Source organism: Polynucleobacter brandtiae, from assembly GCF_002797575.1.
GTDB lineage: Bacteria > Pseudomonadota > Gammaproteobacteria > Burkholderiales > Burkholderiaceae > Polynucleobacter > Polynucleobacter brandtiae.
The window spans coordinates 338597-357543 of record NZ_PGTX01000001.1 but is presented as its reverse complement, the minus strand read 5'-3'; the positions used below and the strand labels follow the sequence as shown (position 1 = coordinate 357543).

Annotated in this window: 25 protein-coding genes; 10 read left to right on the top strand and 15 right to left on the bottom strand. The window is 45.1% G+C overall.

From position 1 onward, the window contains the following. Positions 1-3 precede the first annotated feature (3 nt). Positions 4-1104, top strand: a complete 1101-nt coding sequence (locus B0G85_RS01830; protein ID WP_100379145.1) for an alkene reductase — start codon at positions 4-6, stop codon at positions 1102-1104. Between the two features lie 60 nt (positions 1105-1164). Here the strand turns inward: B0G85_RS01830 and B0G85_RS10310 are convergent, their stop codons facing one another. Genes B0G85_RS10310 through B0G85_RS01815 form a run of 4 tightly spaced genes read right to left on the bottom strand, consistent with a single transcriptional unit; the run spans position 1165 to position 3514 of the window. After that, positions 1165-1341, bottom strand: a complete 177-nt coding sequence (locus B0G85_RS10310; protein ID WP_198508674.1) for a hypothetical protein — start codon at positions 1339-1341, stop codon at positions 1165-1167. 31 nt (positions 1342-1372) lie between these two features. Then, a complete protein-coding gene (locus tag B0G85_RS01825; protein WP_100378726.1) occupies positions 1373-1567 on the bottom strand; it encodes a hypothetical protein in 195 nt (64 codons plus the stop codon). Next, positions 1564-2316 (bottom strand): bestrophin-like domain, encoded by a 753-nt coding sequence (locus tag B0G85_RS01820; RefSeq protein WP_462938382.1) that lies wholly within the window; start codon positions 2314-2316, stop codon positions 1564-1566. The genes B0G85_RS01825 and B0G85_RS01820 overlap by 4 nt, the downstream gene beginning before the upstream one ends. A gap of 52 nt (positions 2317-2368) precedes the next feature. Further along, on the bottom strand, positions 2369-3514 hold the full coding sequence (locus tag B0G85_RS01815; RefSeq protein WP_100378725.1) for an alpha-hydroxy acid oxidase: 1146 nt from the start codon (positions 3512-3514) through the stop codon (positions 2369-2371). 161 nt (positions 3515-3675) lie between these two features. Between B0G85_RS01815 and B0G85_RS01810 the strand changes: the two genes are divergently transcribed. The 3 genes from B0G85_RS01810 to B0G85_RS01800 all read left to right on the top strand — a co-directional run bounded on the left by B0G85_RS01810 (position 3676) and on the right by B0G85_RS01800 (position 6369). Continuing rightward, a complete protein-coding gene (locus tag B0G85_RS01810; RefSeq protein ID WP_100378724.1) occupies positions 3676-4584 on the top strand; it encodes a DMT family transporter in 909 nt (302 codons plus the stop codon). Positions 4585-4696: 112 nt separating this feature from the next. Further along, positions 4697-5845, top strand: coding sequence for an aminotransferase class V-fold PLP-dependent enzyme (locus B0G85_RS01805; protein WP_100378723.1), 1149 nt, complete (start codon positions 4697-4699; stop codon positions 5843-5845). 212 nt (positions 5846-6057) lie between these two features. Then, positions 6058-6369 carry a protein tyrosine phosphatase gene (locus tag B0G85_RS01800; RefSeq protein ID WP_100378722.1) on the top strand — a complete coding sequence of 104 codons (312 nt, stop codon included), beginning with the start codon at positions 6058-6060 and terminating at the stop codon, positions 6367-6369. Between the two features lies 1 nt (position 6370). On the opposite strand, the gene B0G85_RS01795 is transcribed toward B0G85_RS01800, so the two are convergent. The 4 genes from B0G85_RS01795 to B0G85_RS01780 form a co-directional block, all read right to left on the bottom strand. Further along, positions 6371-7336 (bottom strand): DMT family transporter, encoded by a 966-nt coding sequence (locus B0G85_RS01795; RefSeq protein ID WP_100378721.1) that lies wholly within the window; start codon positions 7334-7336, stop codon positions 6371-6373. A 6-nt stretch (positions 7337-7342) separates the two neighbouring features. Further along, on the bottom strand, positions 7343-8227 hold the full coding sequence (locus B0G85_RS01790; protein ID WP_198508673.1) for an NAD(P)H-hydrate dehydratase: 885 nt from the start codon (positions 8225-8227) through the stop codon (positions 7343-7345). Between the two features lie 29 nt (positions 8228-8256). Then, complete coding sequence (locus B0G85_RS01785) at positions 8257-9072, bottom strand: ABC transporter substrate-binding protein (protein WP_232725895.1); 816 nt, start codon at positions 9070-9072, stop codon at positions 8257-8259. Positions 9073-9138: 66 nt separating this feature from the next. Next, positions 9139-9327 carry a hypothetical protein gene (locus tag B0G85_RS01780; protein ID WP_100378720.1) on the bottom strand — a complete coding sequence of 63 codons (189 nt, stop codon included), beginning with the start codon at positions 9325-9327 and terminating at the stop codon, positions 9139-9141. Between the two features lie 131 nt (positions 9328-9458). Between B0G85_RS01780 and B0G85_RS01775 the strand changes: the two genes are divergently transcribed. From B0G85_RS01775 to B0G85_RS01765, 3 genes are read left to right on the top strand one after another with little or no spacing between them, the layout of a single operon-like run. Continuing rightward, a complete protein-coding gene (locus B0G85_RS01775; protein WP_100378719.1) occupies positions 9459-10316 on the top strand; it encodes an LOG family protein in 858 nt (285 codons plus the stop codon). A gap of 55 nt (positions 10317-10371) precedes the next feature. Then, a complete protein-coding gene (locus B0G85_RS01770) occupies positions 10372-10887 on the top strand; it encodes a hypothetical protein (protein ID WP_100378718.1) in 516 nt (171 codons plus the stop codon). Next, a complete protein-coding gene (locus tag B0G85_RS01765; protein WP_100378717.1) occupies positions 10888-12108 on the top strand; it encodes a BaiN/RdsA family NAD(P)/FAD-dependent oxidoreductase in 1221 nt (406 codons plus the stop codon). 37 nt (positions 12109-12145) lie between these two features. Here the strand turns inward: B0G85_RS01765 and B0G85_RS01760 are convergent, their stop codons facing one another. Next, positions 12146-12898 carry a TerC family protein gene (locus B0G85_RS01760; protein WP_100378716.1) on the bottom strand — a complete coding sequence of 251 codons (753 nt, stop codon included), beginning with the start codon at positions 12896-12898 and terminating at the stop codon, positions 12146-12148. A 70-nt stretch (positions 12899-12968) separates the two neighbouring features. Between B0G85_RS01760 and B0G85_RS01755 the strand changes: the two genes are divergently transcribed. Beyond that, positions 12969-13931, top strand: coding sequence for a Bug family tripartite tricarboxylate transporter substrate binding protein (locus tag B0G85_RS01755; protein ID WP_232725894.1), 963 nt, complete (start codon positions 12969-12971; stop codon positions 13929-13931). Positions 13932-13955: 24 nt separating this feature from the next. Here the strand turns inward: B0G85_RS01755 and B0G85_RS01750 are convergent, their stop codons facing one another. After that, a complete protein-coding gene (locus tag B0G85_RS01750) occupies positions 13956-14345 on the bottom strand; it encodes a group II truncated hemoglobin (protein WP_100378714.1) in 390 nt (129 codons plus the stop codon). Positions 14346-14485: 140 nt separating this feature from the next. On the opposite strand from B0G85_RS01750, the gene B0G85_RS01745 reads away from it, so the two are divergent. Next, positions 14486-15013: a phasin family protein gene (locus tag B0G85_RS01745; RefSeq protein WP_100378713.1), complete on the top strand. Its 528-nt coding sequence runs from the start codon at positions 14486-14488 to the stop codon at positions 15011-15013. A 61-nt stretch (positions 15014-15074) separates the two neighbouring features. Here the strand turns inward: B0G85_RS01745 and B0G85_RS01740 are convergent, their stop codons facing one another. From B0G85_RS01740 to B0G85_RS01725, 4 genes are read right to left on the bottom strand one after another with little or no spacing between them, the layout of a single operon-like run. Beyond that, the gene (locus B0G85_RS01740) at positions 15075-15311 is read right to left on the bottom strand and encodes a TIGR02450 family Trp-rich protein (protein WP_100378712.1); all 237 of its coding nucleotides are present in this window, start codon (positions 15309-15311) and stop codon (positions 15075-15077) included. Beyond that, the gene (locus tag B0G85_RS01735) at positions 15301-15615 is read right to left on the bottom strand and encodes a hypothetical protein (RefSeq protein WP_100378711.1); all 315 of its coding nucleotides are present in this window, start codon (positions 15613-15615) and stop codon (positions 15301-15303) included. The genes B0G85_RS01740 and B0G85_RS01735 overlap by 11 nt, the downstream gene beginning before the upstream one ends. 8 nt (positions 15616-15623) lie before the next feature. After that, positions 15624-17207: a rhodanese-related sulfurtransferase gene (locus tag B0G85_RS01730; RefSeq protein ID WP_100378710.1), complete on the bottom strand. Its 1584-nt coding sequence runs from the start codon at positions 17205-17207 to the stop codon at positions 15624-15626. Positions 17208-17253: 46 nt separating this feature from the next. Continuing rightward, complete coding sequence (locus tag B0G85_RS01725) at positions 17254-18231, bottom strand: Bug family tripartite tricarboxylate transporter substrate binding protein (RefSeq protein WP_100378709.1); 978 nt, start codon at positions 18229-18231, stop codon at positions 17254-17256. Positions 18232-18390: 159 nt separating this feature from the next. Between B0G85_RS01725 and B0G85_RS01720 the strand changes: the two genes are divergently transcribed. Beyond that, on the top strand, positions 18391-18579 hold the full coding sequence (locus B0G85_RS01720; protein WP_100378708.1) for an Hc1-related histone H1-like protein: 189 nt from the start codon (positions 18391-18393) through the stop codon (positions 18577-18579). Between the two features lie 59 nt (positions 18580-18638). On the opposite strand, the gene B0G85_RS01715 is transcribed toward B0G85_RS01720, so the two are convergent. Next, on the bottom strand, positions 18639-18929 hold the full coding sequence (locus B0G85_RS01715; RefSeq protein ID WP_100378707.1) for a DUF1330 domain-containing protein: 291 nt from the start codon (positions 18927-18929) through the stop codon (positions 18639-18641). Positions 18930-18947 lie beyond the last annotated feature (18 nt).

Sequence of the window (18947 nt, the reverse complement as noted above, 5' to 3'; positions counted from 1 at the left end):
GCCATGTCCGGAAAAGAAATTATGTTTACTCCCATCAATTTAGGGGCTATTGAATTATCCAATCGCGTCGTCATGGCGCCATTGACCAGAATGCGCGCTGTCGAAGGTGATGTACCAAATCCATTAGCTAAGACCTATTACAGTCAAAGAGCAGGTGCTGGACTCATCATTACCGAAGCAACGCAAATCTCTATTTTAGGTAAAGGCTATCCCGCCACCCCGGGGATCTACTCTGCTGAGCAAACCACTGCTTGGAAAGAAATAGTAGAGGCAGTACATGCCAAGGGCGGCAAGATTGTGGCGCAGTTATGGCACGTAGGCCGTATTTCTCATTCCTCTTTGCATGCTGAGCAAGGTTTACCAGAGGCCCCATCTGCATTGGCACCTACTGGCCAAACGTATGGTGCTGACTGGAAGCTCCATGATTATGAAACTCCAGTCGCAATGACAGTAGCAGATATTGCTCGACTGGTAAAAGAGTTTGCACTAGCAGCCCACAATGCGATGACGGCGGGCTTTGATGGCGTTGAAATTCATTCGGCTAATGGTTACTTGCTTGATCAATTTTTGCAGGATAAGACAAATCACCGTACCGATCAATATGGCGGTTCAGTAGAAAACCGCTTACGCTTACTTTGCGAGGTTATTGAATCGGTTACTACTGTTTTTGCAAGTAATCGTATTGGTGTGCGCCTTTCTCCTTATGGCAGCTTTAACGATATTAGCGACAGTGATCCAATGACTTTATTTAATGCAGTTATTGAAAAAATGAATGGTTATCAGTTGGCTTATTTGCATATGATTGAGCCAAGATCAACCTCCGCAGGAGGCAATGACGATTCCAATGCAGCTGCACCAATTACGTCAGAAATTTTTCGTGCCGCCTATCAAGGAAAATTAATTAGCGCTGGTGGCTATGATCAAGCGATGGGGGAGGTTGCTTTAGAAGCTGGTTTAGCTGATGCAGTAGCATACGGACGTTTATATATCTCCAATCCAGATTTGGCGGAGCGTTTTCAGGCGGGTGCGGCTCTGAACGCATATGATCGAGCCACTTTCTACGGCGGTGCTGAGGTAGGCTATACCGACTATCCTGCTTTGTAAGTATTGAGCAGTTCGTTATTTTGCACGAGTGTATCAGGTCTTCATCGAAAGATGGAGGCCTTATTTTTTATCTTCAGGATCTTTTAGTAGGTCGTAATGATTCGCAATTAAAAGTAGGGCAATAGATGCTAGGCCCATGGCAAAAAACTGCCATTGATGTAAGACGGCAGTTCCAATCACGGTCATTAAGATGGTCCATGTGATCGCTATTTTGGCTTTTTTTGTAAGGGGCTTCATAAAATATAAAAAAGTTAATATGAATTGAAAATTATCTTACAGATAATCGGGCCTTGGCACTAAGTTCGCTCGCAGGACCTCGCTTGTCAAGTTGCGAAAGGCGTAGCGCCTCTACCTCAAAGTCAATCTGCGCTGGGTGAAATTCACTATCGTTATTTAAGTGAATCACATAGGTCCAGATGAGTTCGCGACCTCGATTTTTGTATACGTCCACTACTTTTTTCATCTTTTGCGATCTATTGAGGATACGGCACCGGGATTGATGCTTTGCAGACTCTGCTGAAGATCAATTAGGTTTCGAGGATCAATGCGGATCACTCCACCTCTTGGACTATCAATATCAGCAATTAAAAAGAAGGCGACTGAAATCATGATTGGGAAAATCATGAAGAGCGTGATGTTGTGATTAAAGTTTCGGGCCCCAAATCCAACTAACACATTGGCTCCAACTGCCATGGCAGCCATCAACCACCAGGCTGCAGTGGGTATACGATTCCACCACGCCGCCTGAGTGTAGCCTTGAGAATTAATGACATCATTCATACCGGAAACAGTAAGTGCAATGGTCGGTGTTGTTTGCGTACGTGCTACAGGTAGAATTTCCTTCCAGAGCGCCTTTTCCAGTGCCAGTGTGCGCTGGTTAATTTGCTTAGCTGTTTCAGAATCTTGTTTGGAATAAAACAAGATCCGTTGATCTAAGTAGCTAATCAATAGTGACTTTACTGTTTCTGCGCTCTTATCAGGCAGTAAATCAGCCCTCAAAAATTCTGTACCAATTGCATTGGCCTCCGCCTCCTCTAAGGTCTGCCTGAGATCATATCGGGCAATAGCCATCGAAAAGGTAAAGCCAATGATGAGTGCCAGAAGGGTTAGGGTGGCTGCTTGAATAACGCCTAAGTCAGCAGAAGTCTCCGTATCCTTTGTGCGGTATCTACTAAGCACGGCACTACCTAACCATACCGATCCCGACAGCACTGCCGTAGAAATTCCAAAGACTAGTAGAGGGGAATTGACAAGATGAGAAATATTAAAAAGTCCCTGGATACAAAATATCTTTGGTGACGTTTTGAATATCGCGGTGACCAGTAAATGCCATTGTGATATCTAGTTCGTTATGGATAATTTCCAAACATTTGGTAACACCAGCTTCGCCCATGGCGCCTAAGCCATATAAAAATGGGCGGCCAATCATGGTGCCACGTGCGCCTAGTGCCCAGGCTTTAAGAACATCTTGGCCAGAGCGAATACCGCCATCCATCCACACTTCAATATCCTTACCTACGGCATCCACGATTCCAGGTAAAGCTTTGATGCTTGAAATTGCGCCATCGAGTTGACGGCCGCCATGATTCGAAACAATTAATGCATCGGCACCAGAGTCAGCAGCTAATCGGGCATCACCCTCATCCAAAATGCCTTTGATGATGAGTTTTCCACCCCACAGTTTTTTAATCCATTCCACATCACCCCAGTTAAGCCCCGGATCAAATTGCTCTGCAGTCCAAGAAGAAAGCGAGGACATGTTGCCAACACCTGTTGCGTGCCCAACAATATTTCGGAATGTTCGGCGCGGTGTCATTGCCATGCCCATACACCACCGTGGTTTAGTAGCCATATTGAACATATTGGCAATAGTCAGTTTAGGTGGTGCAGATAAGCCATTTTTAAGGTCTTTATGGCGTTGCCCTAAAATTTGCAGGTCTAAAGTGAGGACCAAGGCAGAACATTTAGCCGCCTTGGCGCGCTCCACTAATCGCTCAATAAAGCCGCGATCCTTCATGACATAAAGCTGAAACCAAAATGGTTTTGTTGTGTGTTCTGCCACGTCTTCAATAGAGCAAATACTCATAGTGGATAGGCAAAAGGGGACTCCAAATTTTTCCGCTGCCCGAGCCGCTAAAATTTCACCATCAGCACACTGCATGCCAGTCAGGCCGGTTGGGGCCAAAGCAACTGGCATAGCTACCTCTTGCCCAACCATGGTTGTCTGAGTGGTTCTATTGACCATGTTGACTGCCACACGCTGTCGCAATTTGATTTTTTGAAAATCAGACTCATTCGCTCGATAAGTAGACTCAGTCCAAGAGCCTGAGTCTGCGTAGTCATAAAACATCTTCGGCGTGCGCTTTTGGTGCAATACACGTAAGTCTTCAATATTGGTGATGATTGCCACTCATAATCCTTTGTTATACCGCTAACCTTTGATGTTAAGCGGCCATGTATTAATTACATCTATATTAGCAACCTTCGTGTTGCAGAGCATTTGTTTCTACAATGTTAAGGTAAAGCGCTCCTGGGCTCCTAAACCCTTACTTTTGACAATTGCACCCCAAAATGCCCCAATTAACAGTCTCGACCGTCTTCTATTTATTATTGGCTACCTTTTTGTGGGCTAGTAATGCAATTGTTGGACGGGCGCTAGTTGGAAGTGTCTCGCCTGTAACCCTAAGCGCTGTTCGCTGGGGTTTAGCTGCATTCATGTTGTTACCCCTGGGGTGGCGCATATTTAGGCCTGGCAGCGCTTTATGGCTGAACAAGAAGCGGTTCTTATGGCTCGGCTTGCTCGGTGTGGGCAGCTATAACGTACTCCTGTACCTTGCTCTGCAGACTTCCACTGCCATTAATGTGACCTTAATCGGGGCAAGTATGCCCATTTGGATGCTTTTTATTGGTGCAGTCTGCTATCAAGCGAAGCCAAGTTTGCTTCAATTGATTGGGGCAATTGTTTCATTATTGGGCGTTGCTGTGGTCTTAAGTCGCGGAGAGCCTGCAAGCTTATTGAGCATGGAGCTGGTGATGGGCGATCTCTTCATTATGTTGGCAACTATTTTGTGGGCGTTTTATAGCTGGATGATTGGCCGTCCAGGCACGAGCTCTGAGCGCCAATGGCCCTGGGCTGAGTTTTTAATGGCGCAAGTGATGATTGGCTTTCTCTGGACTCTGCTATTTGATGGAGTGGAAATTGCTTCTGGGCATGCCTTTATAGATCTGAACTACTGGACTGGTTCTTTGATCCTTTTTGTGGCGATTGGCCCATCCTTAATCGCTTATCGATGCTGGGGGCTCGGGGTGAACGGAGCGGGCCCAACGGTTGCTGCTTTTTTCGCTAATTTCATTCCTTTATTTACCGCCTTGCTGTCTGCAGCAATTCTGGGTGATCCACCCCAGCTTTTTCATGGCCTCGCTTTTGGGCTCATTCTTGTGGGTATTTTGGTCTCCTCCACCGGGCGGTCGAAACATTAACTGCTAACCCTCTTGAAAAGACGTTTGCAGGCCGATATTAGGGGGTTTAATGCATAAAATGCCTTAAATCGGTATTATTGAGGTTCAATTTACGCATTACTAGGAAATTACTATGCCAGGCTTACTTCCCAATGTTGACCCAGATGGACTTATGGAATTTTCGGTTGTGTATACCGATCGATCCCTTAATCACATGTCTGAAGAATTCAAAAAAGTCATGGTGGATATCTCAAGTGTCCTCAAAGATGCTTACAACGCAAGCTCGGCGGTTATTGTTCCTGGTAGCGGAACTTTTGGCATGGAAGCAGTAGCCCGTCAGTTTGCAAATAATGAAAAGTGCCTGGTATTGCGTAATGGCTACTTTAGCTATCGCTGGACTCAAATATTTGATCTTGCCAACATCACCCAAGATGTTACTGTTATTAAAGGTAGGCAATTAGAGGATAGTGCTAAGGGCGTATTTGCCCCAGCTCCGCTTGAGGAAGTCATCGCTTTTATTAAGAAAGAAAAGCCAGCGGTTGTTTTTGCTCCCCATGTAGAAACCTCAGCTGGAATTATTCTGCCTGATGAATATCTCAAAGCAGTAGGTGAGGCCGTTCATTCGGTCAATGGTTTATTTGTACTCGATTGCATCGCTTCAGGTGCAATGTGGGTAGATATGAAAGCCTGTAATGTTGACCTACTGATTACTGCTCCACAAAAAGGCTGGAGCAGTTCGCCTTGCTGCGCTCTGATTGCGATGAGCGCAAAAGCAAGAGAGCATATTGAAAAAACACAAAGTAGCAGCTTTTCAATGGATTTGAAAAGATGGCTACAAATCATGGAGGCCTATGAAAAAGGCGGCCATGTCTACCACACAACAATGCCAACAGACGCACTCAAAATATTCCGTAATGTAATGAAGGAAACGCAGGCTCTGGGCTTTGCTGATCTCAAACAAAAGCAACAGGAGCTGGGTAATAAGGTACGGGCTTTGTTGGTCTCAAAGGGCTTTGAATCGGTTGCTGCCCAAGGCTTTCAGGCTCCAGGTGTAGTAGTGAGTTACACCACTGATCCTGAGATTCAGTCTGGTAAAAAGTTTATTGCATTGGGCCTGCAAACAGCTGCTGGCGTTCCACTGCAATGTGATGAGCGTCCCGATTTCCGCACTTTCCGTATTGGTTTGTTTGGTCTTGAGAAGTTAGCCCATGTAGATCGTACTGTTGGTCACCTCGAAACAGCCTTGGAACAGATTGTAGAAATGGAAGCGCAGCCTGCATAAATTTGGTACTGCATTTCTTTCGCCAAAAAGGCCGTCTTAGGACGGCTTTTTCTTTGCATGCAGGCGGGGTTATGTGAGGTCCTTAGGCTAGGTCAGATAGGTAGATTGAGCTGGACTGGATTATGCGTCGATACACATCATCTTTTAAATCAGGCATTTGAGGAAAATAATTCGGTATTATCAAAACACGATTATTTTTTTAGGAGTTAAGAATGAAATCCAGCCTAAGCAAACTGAGTTTAGCGGCGCTAATTTCTGCCTCGATTGGGTTGACACCTTTAATGGCAGTGGCAGCGGATGCAGCCCCGATAAATTCTCCAGTAGCTCCCTCGGTAGCACCGGAGCCGACTTCGACAGTCAAACCTGACCAAGCTGCTAAGAAAAAAGCACAAAAAGATACTAAGGCGCAGAAACAGACTGCCAAGAAGGCGCAAAAGAAGGCTAATAAGCAAGCTAAGAAAAGCACCAAGAAAAATGCCAAGAAAAAGACGCAGCCTGCTTTAGGGTCCGCTGCCGTTCAGTAATTCAATTTAATTCTCGGATAGGATCTGGGGCTGGATGATTCGCCGTGCTTTTAGTGGAATCATTGCGCACTAGTAACCAGACCGCTCCCATTACTAATCCCATGCCACTTATCTGAGTCCAAGTGATTGACTCCGATAGGATCGCCCAACCCATAAATAGGGTGGATACAGGCCCCAAAATTCCAGCCTGCGCTACCAGGGGTGAGCCAATTCGATTGATTGCCATCATGATTAGCAGCATTGGGATGACGGTACACAAACTCGCATTTAGCAAGCTAATCCAATAGATTTGTGAACTTTGTATAAACACGGCCATAGGTTCATAAATCAGAATTTGAATCACACTCAGGAGCGCAGAGGCTGAGCTGGCATACACCACAAGCCTCACACTACCAACTCGCTTCACCATTTCTCCAGAGCCGATCATGTACATTGCGTATGCGCAGGCGCTCGCAAATACCAGCAGCATACCAATCAAGGCCATCGAGCCAGTCGAGCTGGCATCCTGTATGAACACCACTATGACACCAAGATATCCCACAATTAAGGCATACCATTGAAGGTGGCTGATGGATTTTTTTAAAACAAAATAAGAAATTAATAAGACAAGCGTTGGGGTCAGATACAAGACAATTCGCTCTAATCCAACGGATATATATTGGAGCCCAAGAAAATCTAAGTAGCTTGATAAAAAATAGCCCATAAAGCCTAGGGCGAATATTTTAAGTTGGTCACGCAGGCTTAGGGTCGATAGTATTTTTTTGCGGGTGCTCCACCAAAAAATAACCCAAAAGAGTGGCAGCGCCATGAGCATCCGCAATGCAATAAGCGTTTCAGCATTGGCTCCCTGAGTAAATGCTAGTTTGACTAATATCGCTTTTCCGGAAAAGAGAATAGATCCCAGGCCAGCCATGCTGATGCCGAAAAGGTAGCTGCGACGTTGAAATTTTCTACTTGTGGAATGCATGACAATTTATAACAGCTTATTGACCTGATTCCGCATCTCTAGAGTGACCTCGGAAGGGGTAAGCCCAATTGGGCCTATATTTTGCTTTACTAGCTTATCTGCCGCAGTCGCATGGAGCTGAACACCAATGCAGCTTGCTTGCCATAAGTTGATGTGGTGACGAAGCCCTTGTGCTGCGATAGCCGCAATGCTTCCCGTTAAGACATCACCCATTCCACCGATTGCCATACCTGGATTACCTTGTTGGCATAGCAATGCTTGGTTCGTTGGTGAGGCGAGTAGGGTGTGTTGACCTTTTAATACTACGATTGACCTAGTGAGCTGTACGAGCTTAGCTAATGATCCGGGACGATCTGCCTGAATTGCTTGGGCGGTATTCCCAAGTAGATGAGCTGCCTCACCAGGATGCGGAGTTAATACAACTTGATTGGGAAATGATTCGTTACGCTGTCTTAGGAGCGTTAAAAACTCAGGTGTGTCTGCAATTAGATGAAGTGCATCAGCATCAATCACTAGGGGAATTTGGGGATAACGCAGTACTGCACTTAGCCATTCTTTAGCGAGATCAGAGAATCCTAATCCAGGGCCAATGGCAATGAGATCAGGCTTTGAAGCAGCAAGCTGATTAGTCGCCTCAAAGCTGGCCAATCGCACCATTAACTCAGCCTGTTCGGAATAAGCATGAGCGGAAGCAGGATCGAACATTTCCAAAATAGTCCAGCCAGCACCAAGATGGAGTGCAGCGTTACCAGCAAGTAGAAGTGCTCCAGCCATACCCGGCGCACCACCAATCAGTAAAACCTTGCCAGCCATGCCCTTATGCTCTGAGGGCAAACGATGTAAGTGGGCTACTAGCCCAAGCGCATCTAGTGGTGCAATCGAATCAATCATGTACTGAGTATCGTCCCTGGCGCCTAAAATTATTCGGCTACCTTAGCGCCGGCGATACCATGGCGCTGCATAGCCTGAGCAATAAATCCTGAGGCTTTCAGTTCTTGAATTAATACGCCTAAGTAGGCACTATTTTTTTCGGCATCTTTATTTGATTTAGGAATTCCGATAGCTTGATTAATCACCATGAATCGGCCTGGAAGGATTCGCAAATCTGTATACCGTTTAGCATCATTCTCTAACTGCTGCCTTACCCCTGCCGCCACGTTTCCTTTACCAGACATAAAATCATCTACAACACTTTGAGAGTTAGCCGCACGCACAAGACTTGCAGCTCTAATTTCACGACTTAAAAATAAGTCATAAGCACTTCCTTTGCCGACCACGATTGCGCTCTCTACACTGTCCACCTGTTCATTTCGAGTAATGGGGGATGAGCTTCGAACTAAGTAGCTCCCCTCGATTTGAATATAGGCGGGCGTATACATAATATCGGCACCCCGAACTGGATCAATTGCTACAAAGATCAGATCAAGCTGTCCTAGCTTAAGAGCCTCTACAGTTTCCCCGGCACTTTTAAAAGGAATGAGCTCAATGGGTAGCTCCACCCGCTTTCCAATCTCTCTTGCAATGTCAATAGAGATACCCTTGGGTTGGGGCTCTGTTTTGTCCGAGGAGCCGGCGACTACTGGATTCCCTAAATTAATTCCAACACGTAAGATCCCTGTAGGAGCTAAAGATTTGGCCATAGAAATATTCGGTATAGGTTTAGATGGAGTGGTGACCTGTGCAAATGTCAGCTGACAAAATAAAAGTGATGCCGCAGTAAGTAGAGTCTTCATCATGATCAGGTCACATATAAAGTTATAAAAAAACCGCGGTAAACCGCGGTTAATCTATTTGAGTAAAGATTATTTCTTTGGATCTGCTACAGGTGCTACAGGCGTTGCTGGCATGTCTTTTTTCGCTTCTTCCATATGCGCTGCTTCGGCACCATGTTTTTCGCCACCCATATCAATGTCGCCATCACCTTTTAGGAGTAAATAGGCTGTGGCACCGATTAATACCAGTACCATAATGATGATTGAACGGTTGCTCATTGCTTTTCCTTGGATTTAGTTAATATTTCTCAATACTAACGCTTGGTAGGCATTCAGTAAATCTGAAACAGCATCAGATGTTGAAATAATGCAAAATTATAGGTAGTAATACTGATTTTTAAAGGTCGTTTATGAGCTCAAAGCTGCCCCTACACAATTCCCAAACGATTACAGAATTCTTAAGTATGCAGAAAAGTCTGACTCAGGAGGATCAATCTGAAGATTCTTATCAGTTTGCTTTTGAGGATGAGGCTTTTTTACTGCGTAGAGAAACGCTCGGTTTACGGTTTCAGTTGGAACTGCTAAAGCCAGAAATTTTGCTGCATGAACGGGGGATTGATCACACCATTACCGTTTTTGGCTCTACTCGTTTTGTTAGCTCGGAAACAGCAAAAGCAATGGAGATAAACGCTAAAACGTCAGCCGCAATTGTAGACGCGAATAAGGCGCTACTACATTCTCAATATTATGATTCCGCTAGAGAGTTTGGAGTCATCGTTGCGAACTATAACCACACTCAATCTGATAGTAGCAATAAATTGCATATTGCTACAGGTGGAGGGCCTGGAATCATGGAGGCTGTCAACCGAGGCGCCTTCGAAGCGGGAGATGAGACGATTGGATTTAACATTAGCTTGCCGCGAGAGCAGCATCCCAATGAGTACATTACGCCAGGATTAAGTTTTCGCTTTCATTATTTTGCAATTCGCAAGATGCACTTCATGCTGAGAGCGAGGGCAATTGTTGCTTATCCAGGTGGATTTGGTTCCTTGGATGAGCTTTTTGAGGTCCTGACCTTAATGCAAACTAAAAAAGTAGATCGCTTTCCAGTTATTTTGGTAGGCCGCGCTTTTTGGGGTGAAATAATTCATTTTGAGAAGATGCTGGAGATGGGCGTTATTGATCGTAAAGATCTTGAGTTAATTCACTTTGTCGAAACTGCTGAGGCAGCTTGGGCTGTCATTTGCAACTGGTATCAATTGGTTTGAGTATGCCGTTTCTATGAGCCTGTAAAATGATCGCACGGACTTTCTGTGACCCACTATGACCATTACTAATACTATTTCACTTGCTACCGAATTCGATTTCCCCGCCTATCTTCTGGGCTTTGCCATGCTGATGCTGGTAATGCTTATTCACGGTATTGCATTACTGCAAATTGCAAAACGTTACGAAGTGAAGTCTTTTCTTCATTTGTCAGAGCACCGATATTCCTCTGTGGCATTGATTTTTTATGTCAGCGTCACGTGCTTATTTCTAGTGCATCTTTTCGAAATTATGCTCTGGGGCATTTCACTTTGGCTATTTAATTTATTACCAGATTTAGGGCAGAGTATTTTATTTAGCGGTAGTACTTATACGGCCATGGGATTTATGGATGATCTACTGCCCAATGGTTGGAAAATGCTAGCTATCATCATCGCATTTTCAGGCATGTTTGCTTTTGCATGGACTGCATCCGTGATGATTTCAATGACACGAAATTTCCGTCAGGCCTATACCCACATGCACATGCTTAAACTGAAGTTACCAGCAGAAGTGATGGAGCGCTTTAAATAAATGGCGCATAAAACATGGGATGCCATCGTCATTGGTGGGGGCGCAGCTGGACTTTTTTGTGCCGGTGTTGCTAGTCAGTTGGGAAAGAGGGTGCTAGTACTAGATCATGCTGATGTACTGGGTGAAAAAATACGCATTAGTGGTGGCGGTAGATGCAACTTCACCAACATCCACAGCAATCCAAGCCATTTTTTATCCCTCAATCCCCATTTTGTCAAAAGCGCATTGGCTCGCTATCCATCCTCTGAATTTATTAAGTTAGTTCAGTCTTACCGTATTGCCCATCATGAGAAACATCAAGGGCAATTATTCTGCGATGATTCAGCTAAGCAAATTATTGAAATGCTCTTTAGTGAGTGCGCTAAGGGCAACGTAAAAATCCGTTATCCAGAAACTATTCAGACTATCGAGAAAGAGGCTGATGAATGGATAGTGAAGACTAATGTTGGCATAGAGCGTACCAAGTCAGTGGTTATGGCCACTGGAGGACTGCCTGTTCCCGCTATTGGGGCTACAGCTTACTCCTTGGATATTGCCAAGCAATTTGGTTTGCAGGTTGTAGAGCCAAGACCTGCACTAGTTCCCCTCTCTTTTACTTCAGGTGAGTTTGAGAACTTAATTGAGTTAGCAGGTTTAAGTCTGCCTGTCCGCATTGCTTCTGGATCGAAGGGAAGCCGTTATGGCGCATGTCGCTTTAACGAGGATTTACTCCTGACCCACAAAGGTTTGTCTGGGCCCGCAGTACTTCAGGCCAGTAGCTATTGGACTGAAGGTGAGCAAATTCATATTGACTGGTTGGGGGCCGTTGAGGCTAATGGTCAATTTGATTGCGATGATTTATTTAATGATGAAGACAATCGCCTTAAGCTTACTGAAAATATTCTGGCCTCAGTAATGCCAATGCGACTTGCTAAGGCGTTTGCCGAGCAAAAAAATCTTCTAGGGCGTAAATGGGCAGAAGTCTCCAAAAAAGATCGTCAAACTCTAAAAGAACTGATTAGTAATTGGTCAGTCAAGCCGGCTGGAACTCTGGGCTGGAAAAAGGCAGAGGTGATGTTAGGTGGTGTTGATACTAAAGCGCTAGATAGTCAAACTATGATGGCACGCAATCATCCTGGCTTATATTTTATTGGAGAGTGTGTAGATGTTACAGGCCACCTAGGCGGCCACAATTTTCAATGGGCGTGGGCCAGTGGATTTGCCTGCGCACACTCTCTGTAGTGTATGTCTTGTACTAGGCCTCATCAGCCTAATGCCTTTACTTCTTCTTTCCTCTAGAGCGAATATTAAGCAGTTCGACTACTAATGAGAAGCCCATCGCTACGTAGACATATCCCTTGGGTATATGCACCCCCATCCCTTCGGCAATCAGTACTACGCCAACAACCGTTAAGAAAGAAAGTGCTAGTACCTTGATAGAGGGGTGGTGATGCACAAAGTCACCAATAGACTTGGCTGCAAACAACATGATTATTACAGAGGCTAGCACGGCCGCAATCATGACGCCAATTTCATCAACCATACCGACCGCGGTAATCACGCTATCGAGTGAAAAGATGATGTCTAGAATGCCGATCTGAATTACAGATGCTAAAAATAGCGATGCCAGAGATTTTTTCACAACTGCCCCTTCATCGCTTAAATCTTCGCTTGCAGATTCTCCAGCCTCGACTTCAATATAAATTTCTTTTGATGCCTTCCATATTAAAAAGAAGCCACCTAGCAATAAAATAAGATCTCGTCCACTAATTGCATGACTGGCAATAGCAAAAATAGGTTCAGTCAGAGTCATAACCCAAGATAGGCTTAGTAATAAAAGTATGCGTGTTACTAGCGCAAACATTAGGCCAAAACGACGTACTTTTTCTCGAATTTCTAAGGGCAATCTATTGGCAATAACGCTGATAAAGATAATGTTATCTATACCAAGAATAATTTCTAGGGCTGATAGCGTGAGGAAGGCGATCCAGGCATTTGGGTCGCTAAGGAGCTGAAAAAAACTTTCAAACATAGACGTCTCGTATCAATCAAGTTAAAGTAAAGTGTACTTAATTAACCCTAGCCTATCAATGGCAAAACTCATGACCTTACGCAAATTATTAGAAGCTCTAATTTTATTTTTAGGGCTCAATAGCGCCCATGCCGTCTATCCAGATAAGCCCATTAAGGTAATTATCGGTTTTCCTGCCGGCGGGCCTCTTGATGCTCACATGCGACTTTTGGTCGACAAGCTGCAAACCTCCCTAGGTCAAACGGTTATCGTAGATTACAAGTCTGGTGCAGGCGGGACTGTAGGGGCGCAGTTTGTCGCGCAATCACCGGCAGATGGTTACACCTTATTGCTTGCTAATACTGGCACTATGGTGATTAATCCCGCCGTGTATACCAAGACCTCATACGACACTCTAAAAGAATTTCAGCCCATAGCCCGAACAGCGCAACAGCCTTTGGCTTTGATAGTTAATCGCGATGTACCGGCGCAAACCCTAAAAGAGTTTATTGCTTATGCAAAAGCGAACCCAGGCAAGTTAAATTATGGTTCCGCTGGTAACGGTGGCATTTCTCATTTAGTCCCCGAGATGTTAAAAAACGAGACTGGAATATTTATGGTTCACATTCCCTTTAAAGGAAGCGCGCCAGCCTTCACTGACTTGATTGCTGGCCATGTCCAGTTTATGGCAGAGTCTGTGCCTCAGGCCGCCAGCTATGCAAAGCAAGGTAAGGTGAGGGCATTGGCCGTCACTAGCGCAAAGCGGAATCCTGCCTTGCCAAATACGCCCACAGTGATAGAGACTGGAATAGCCAATTTAGAGGTGGTGGGCTTTTATGGAGTTTTAGCCCCTAAAGGAACTTCTTCTGAGGTTGTCAATAAATTAAGCCAGGCATTTAAGGAGACCCTTGAATCTTCCGAGGTTCAAAAGCGAATGATTGAGCAAGGTGCCGATCCAGCCTATCTCAACGCCAGCCAATTTACTCAGTTTTTAGCGGGAGAAATGCCACGTTGGGCAAAAGCCGTAAAGCAGGCCGGGGCGAAACTGGATTAATGATCCACCGACAGATGGTGAAAACTAATTTGCTTGGTTTCTCATCCAGTCGGCAGTCTTAAAAAAAGACTCCTCTAGGTGCGCTGCAAGCGAACCCTCAATGCCGCAGTCTTTGATTGCCTGGTACATGCAGGCTAGCCATTGATTGCGCTCTTGCAATCCAATCTGAAAGGGGAGATGCCTCGCTCTCAACATCGGATGGCCATGTTTGGGAGAGTAGATATCGGGGCCTCCTAACCAGCCAGACAGAAAGCACTTCAGCTTTTCTCGTGATCCAGATAGATTTTGCGAGTGCATCGCACGCAGATGGGCTAGCGACTCCTCAAGATCCATAAGGTCATAGAAGCGATCCACTAGCGCATCAATTTTTTCCGATCCACCAACCTGTTCGTAAAGGCTTTTTTCTTGACTCATCGCTTGATTTTAAAGCTTTTGAGCGGAGCGGATTGGCATTCTCGACATTTAGGTATAGAGTTTAAGAGTGGAGCTTACATTGGTATTTGAGTGGCTAGCTCTAGTTGATTGGTATCGTTTATTTAACTAAGGGGGAAGCAATGAATCAAAAGGACATTCAGGCCTGGCAACAAGAAAAGGCAAAAGAACTATTTTCGTATTCTCATAAATTATTAGATGCCGCAAAAGAGTTAAGCGAACATCATCTTGCTGAAGTTCAGTGGGGTATGAAAAATGCGATGGAAAGCGCTAAATCAGCGGCTAAGTATGATTTAGAAAGGTTAAAAGATCTACAGCAGGAGGCCAGTCAAGAGGCGATTAAAAGGGCGTCTGCCTATCAGAAAAAAATGAAGGCTGTACTGAAGGATATAAGCGAAGATGCTGCTGACGGAACTGAAAAGCATTTAGAGAAAGTTCGTCATTCTTTAGTAACTTGGCTAGAAAATGCTGAGAGCAAAATGCCAGGGCATGCAGACAAGCTATCCAAGGTGGTGCACGAAATGTCGAATGCTGGGCAGAAGATGTTCAAAGAGGGTCGAAAGATCGTGAATCAGGTTGCAGATTCTGCCGAAAAAAATATTGAGGAGCACCTCAGAAAATCTTCGGATTCAAGTAAAAAAAGTAAATAGCGACCGATTAAACCCAGTTAGATCTGAATCGCCGATGGATTATCTTCATTGGCGATTTTTTTTATACCCACCCCTGCAACCAAATTTCTGCATTCCCAAGCTCTCTCCAGCGAATGATTTGAGTCTGTTGATCAAATACAGCCTCAAGCTCTACATACTCAATCGCTTGTTCGGGTAGCTCTGGAAGTATTACTTTACTGACTAAAAAATGTTTGCGTTTGTGGGTGGGGTGAGTTGCAGTCCATTTTGTGAGCAGTAGCTTTTTCGGGCTTAATGGATTTTGCTTTTTAAAGGGCATCACAGGTCAGTCTAATGCCATTGCTCAAGAGCTGGCCATTCGTTGCGTCAAAGATCTTGCTTGAGTCCTGAATTTGAGCTGGGCACTGTGAGTCAAAGTAACTTAATGGCCCTAGGCTGCCGCAATAATCAAGCTGTTGATTCTGAAACTGCATTTTTGCTTTTTTAAGAACCATAGCAATTTTTTCCCCTTGAGGATTAGTGCAATTCCAGCTGGTATAGGTGTCGCGATCACAGGCGCCTAAACCCAGTGTTGAGAGCAGTACTACTAGTGCCGCACCAAACCCTTTAGCTTTGTGAAGCATCAATTACCCTAAAGAACCCAGAAGTGATGAGTGCCATCCTTGCCCAATTGCTCTACCAGACCATATTCCCAATCAAGATAAGATTGCATAGCAGCAGGATTCACGCTGGTACCTTCATATGGTCGTTTGTAGCGATCACGAGGAAGCGAGGCTAAATGGGTTGCTCCCTTTTCTAATGCAAGGCCTGCATCTACCCAGGACTGATTGCCGCCAATTAAAACTACTACCTCAGATGACGTTAAGGTTTGTATTTCTTGGGCTGCGAAGACGGCAAGCTCGCCAGTAGTGCTTGTAATGAGGTAGCGATCTGCTTTGGGTAATTTGCCCAACGCCTCTATAAATTCCGAACGTAGAGCGAACCAGCTCCCAGGAATATGTCCTTTAACGTAATTTGCATGTGTACTGAGATCAATGGCAATGGTGCCACTATCATTTTTAAGCCATCCAGAAGCGGTTAGGGCATCCACTGTTTGAGTGGTCGGCATTGTTGGAATAGGGGGGCTCCAGACTCCTTTTTCGGTGAGATCGGATGCTTTGATATCGTCCAATACATATACATCCCAAGCCATCTGTGCAAGCCAAGAGGCTGGCATATTTGCCCTGACACTATCGGGATCTGCCAATACAATGCGCGCTCCCCGCACAGGAGAGACCATCTCCGTCTCTTGAACCAGTTGACCGCCTGGCACTGAGCGAAACCCGGGTAAATGACCCGCTTCATATTCTTCTGGGGTGCGAGTATCAAAAAAGTAGGTAGTGCGTCCGACTTGAGATTGCCAAGACTGAAGATCTGCCATGCTAGCGCGTTTTACTCCAGCTTGATCGGCGACATTTCGTGAGCGCAGGGCGGCCTCTTTTTTTGTATCGGCGTTTACTGCTGTAAATTTTCGGCTTTGCCCTTGATCCAGCGTTTGACCAGCCAAAGTCCAGCCAATCGTGCCATTACGCAAAGCACTCACTTTATTTGGAATGCCAGCATTAATTAAGGACTGGGTACCAATAATGCTTCGGGTGCGACCAGCGCAGTTCACGATAATTTGGGTATTGGGATTCGGGGCTAACTCTGGAAGTCGTAAAACTAACTCAGCACCAGGAACGCTAACACCTGTAGGAATACTCATTGTGTGGTACTCATCAAAGCGGCGTACATCCACAACTACGATATCCGCTTTGTCATCAATCAATTGCTTTACTTCTTGGGCCGAAAGAGAGGGAGTGTGTCGTTTCGATTCAACAAACTCACCAAATGATTTGCTGGGAACATTCACGTCCTTAAATACTTCCCCACCTTCAGATTTCCATGCTGTGACACCGCCCGCAAGCGCAGAAACATTAGAGTAACCCAATGAGGATAGCCTTTGAGCTGCCAGCATAGCCGAGCCCTCACCATCGTCTAGAGTGACAATTGGCACATCTTTTCTAGGTAGTTTAGCCAATGCATCTACTTCTAAACGAGAGAGTGGGAAGTTGGCCGCAAACAAAGGATGTTCCTGTGCATGAGGATCTTCTTCGCGCACATCTAAAAATGCAATCTCCTCTTTCTTCAGTAGCTTATTGCGTACGAAGGCGTAATCTTGGTATTGAATACTCATCAGTTTCTATGCTCTTTAATATTGCAGTGGTTTAATTTACAACCGATTAATCTAATTTAGCGTTTGATTTTTTGACTACCTCGGCCCATCGCACAATTTCTTGATTAATATAGTTTGCCAACTCAGGTCGGCTCATTTTGGGTGCTGTAGCACCCATTCCGGCCCAGCGTTCTCTAATTTCAGGCGTAGCTAATGCAATTTGAACTTCATTGCTCATCTTATCGACAATATCCTTGGGCGTCCCTTTGATTGCCCACATTGCATACCAACTGTAGACAACAAAGTTACTGATCCCCAGCTCTTGTGCAGTTGGAACATTGGGAAATGCATCAACCCGCTTTTGCGTAGTGACTGCGACTGCAATGAGCTGCCCATTCTTAATGAACGGTGCCGCACCCGCTAAGGTATCAAACATCATATCTACCTGACCTGCTACTAAGTCCTGCAGAGCCGGGCCAGTGCCGCGATAGGGAATATGCGTAATAAATAATTTGTTTTGCATCTTGAATAACTCACCCGTGAGATGCTGGGAGGTGCCATTCCCGGTAGAGGCATAGTTATATTTTCCAGGATGCTTGCGGATTTCTTCGATGATGGACTTCAAATCGTTTTTTGGAAATTTACTAGGATTTACAACAATGACATGCGGTACGCTGCCGATGATGGCGACTGGCTCAAAGTCTTTTGTGATGTCATAAGATAAATTAGTGTACATACTTGGCGCAATCGAATGATGGACGGCGCCCAATAACCAGGTGTAGCCATCCGGAGCCATTTTTGCTGCCACAGCTGCCCCAAGCGTTCCTCCAGCCCCACCTTTGTTGTCCACAATAATGGAGGTTCCCAGCTGAGTTGATAGCTGCCTTGCTAAGGGGCGACCAAATGCATCTACAGCCCCCCCAGGCGGAAATGGGTTGATAAAGGTGATGGGCTTACTGGGCACAGGCCAGCTTGTAGATTGGGCCAGGGCCTGAATGCTGATCAGGCTAGCAGCCAATAAAATAAGGATATTTTTGATTTTCATAGGGTCTCCAACGTTTTTATAGTGTTTTGACCATTTTGGATGATTTCAAGAATATATGGGTTATCCCTAATATAGAGCTTGAACTCCTTGTCTTTCTCTGGGGATATACTCATTTGGAGCCTAGAACTCACATAACGATCTTAAGTAAAAGGAGCATACATGTCACAGCACGATACTTTGTTGGCTGCATTTGAAGCTTATAAAGCAGAAAACGAAAAGTTTATTGATAAAGGCGTAAAAGCAGCAGCTGCTCGCGCACGCAAGGCACTGCAAGAAATTGCCGGCGCATGCAAAGAGCGTCGTAAAGAGATTACTGCCACCAAAGAGGCAATGGAAGCTAAGAAGTAATTTCTAGCTTACTTACTGATTTATCAAGCCTGGTCCTCACAAGGGGCCGGGCTTTATTTTTAGGTGACCGTAAACAAAGTGAGTTGCATCGCTTTGTTGCGAATGGGGATGAGGTTTAGATAGTCTTCGCTATTAGCCCATGACTGCACACATTCGCTATTTGGAAACTCCAATTCTACTATTGCGTTAAAGGGATCAGACTCCAACTCATTCCACAGAATAGATTCGATTGACCCTCTTGAGGTAATCTTGCCTTGATAAAGCTCGACTGTTCGGCCTACCTGGCTGCGGTATTGATCAAAAGCACTGTGGTCGGCTAGATTCATTAGGCCAATTACTTTGACGGTCATCGCTAAGTCCTTATTATT

Bases quoted from the DNA above. Each gene is read 5' to 3' on its own strand.
- B0G85_RS01830 (WP_100379145.1), top strand. From the start codon at position 4: ATGTCCGGAAAAGAAATTATGTTTACTCCCATCAATTTAGGGGCTATT.
- B0G85_RS10310 (WP_198508674.1), bottom strand. From the start codon at position 1,341: ATGAAGCCCCTTACAAAAAAAGCCAAAATAGCGATCACATGGACCATC.
- B0G85_RS01825 (WP_100378726.1), bottom strand. From the start codon at position 1,567: ATGAAAAAAGTAGTGGACGTATACAAAAATCGAGGTCGCGAACTCATC.
- B0G85_RS01810 (WP_100378724.1), top strand. From the start codon at position 3,676: ATGCCCCAATTAACAGTCTCGACCGTCTTCTATTTATTATTGGCTACC.
- B0G85_RS01805 (WP_100378723.1), top strand. From the start codon at position 4,697: ATGCCAGGCTTACTTCCCAATGTTGACCCAGATGGACTTATGGAATTT.
- B0G85_RS01800 (WP_100378722.1), top strand. From the start codon at position 6,058: ATGAAATCCAGCCTAAGCAAACTGAGTTTAGCGGCGCTAATTTCTGCC.
- B0G85_RS01795 (WP_100378721.1), bottom strand. From the start codon at position 7,336: ATGCATTCCACAAGTAGAAAATTTCAACGTCGCAGCTACCTTTTCGGC.
- B0G85_RS01790 (WP_198508673.1), bottom strand. From the start codon at position 8,227: ATGATTGATTCGATTGCACCACTAGATGCGCTTGGGCTAGTAGCCCAC.
- B0G85_RS01785 (WP_232725895.1), bottom strand. From the start codon at position 9,072: ATGATGAAGACTCTACTTACTGCGGCATCACTTTTATTTTGTCAGCTG.
- B0G85_RS01780 (WP_100378720.1), bottom strand. From the start codon at position 9,327: ATGAGCAACCGTTCAATCATCATTATGGTACTGGTATTAATCGGTGCC.
- B0G85_RS01775 (WP_100378719.1), top strand. From the start codon at position 9,459: ATGAGCTCAAAGCTGCCCCTACACAATTCCCAAACGATTACAGAATTC.
- B0G85_RS01770 (WP_100378718.1), top strand. From the start codon at position 10,372: ATGACCATTACTAATACTATTTCACTTGCTACCGAATTCGATTTCCCC.
- B0G85_RS01765 (WP_100378717.1), top strand. From the start codon at position 10,888: ATGGCGCATAAAACATGGGATGCCATCGTCATTGGTGGGGGCGCAGCT.
- B0G85_RS01760 (WP_100378716.1), bottom strand. From the start codon at position 12,898: ATGTTTGAAAGTTTTTTTCAGCTCCTTAGCGACCCAAATGCCTGGATC.
- B0G85_RS01755 (WP_232725894.1), top strand. From the start codon at position 12,969: ATGACCTTACGCAAATTATTAGAAGCTCTAATTTTATTTTTAGGGCTC.
- B0G85_RS01750 (WP_100378714.1), bottom strand. From the start codon at position 14,345: ATGAGTCAAGAAAAAAGCCTTTACGAACAGGTTGGTGGATCGGAAAAA.
- B0G85_RS01745 (WP_100378713.1), top strand. From the start codon at position 14,486: ATGAATCAAAAGGACATTCAGGCCTGGCAACAAGAAAAGGCAAAAGAA.
- B0G85_RS01740 (WP_100378712.1), bottom strand. From the start codon at position 15,311: ATGCCCTTTAAAAAGCAAAATCCATTAAGCCCGAAAAAGCTACTGCTC.
- B0G85_RS01735 (WP_100378711.1), bottom strand. From the start codon at position 15,615: ATGCTTCACAAAGCTAAAGGGTTTGGTGCGGCACTAGTAGTACTGCTC.
- B0G85_RS01730 (WP_100378710.1), bottom strand. From the start codon at position 17,207: ATGAGTATTCAATACCAAGATTACGCCTTCGTACGCAATAAGCTACTG.
- B0G85_RS01725 (WP_100378709.1), bottom strand. From the start codon at position 18,231: ATGAAAATCAAAAATATCCTTATTTTATTGGCTGCTAGCCTGATCAGC.
- B0G85_RS01720 (WP_100378708.1), top strand. From the start codon at position 18,391: ATGTCACAGCACGATACTTTGTTGGCTGCATTTGAAGCTTATAAAGCA.
- B0G85_RS01715 (WP_100378707.1), bottom strand. From the start codon at position 18,929: ATGACCGTCAAAGTAATTGGCCTAATGAATCTAGCCGACCACAGTGCT.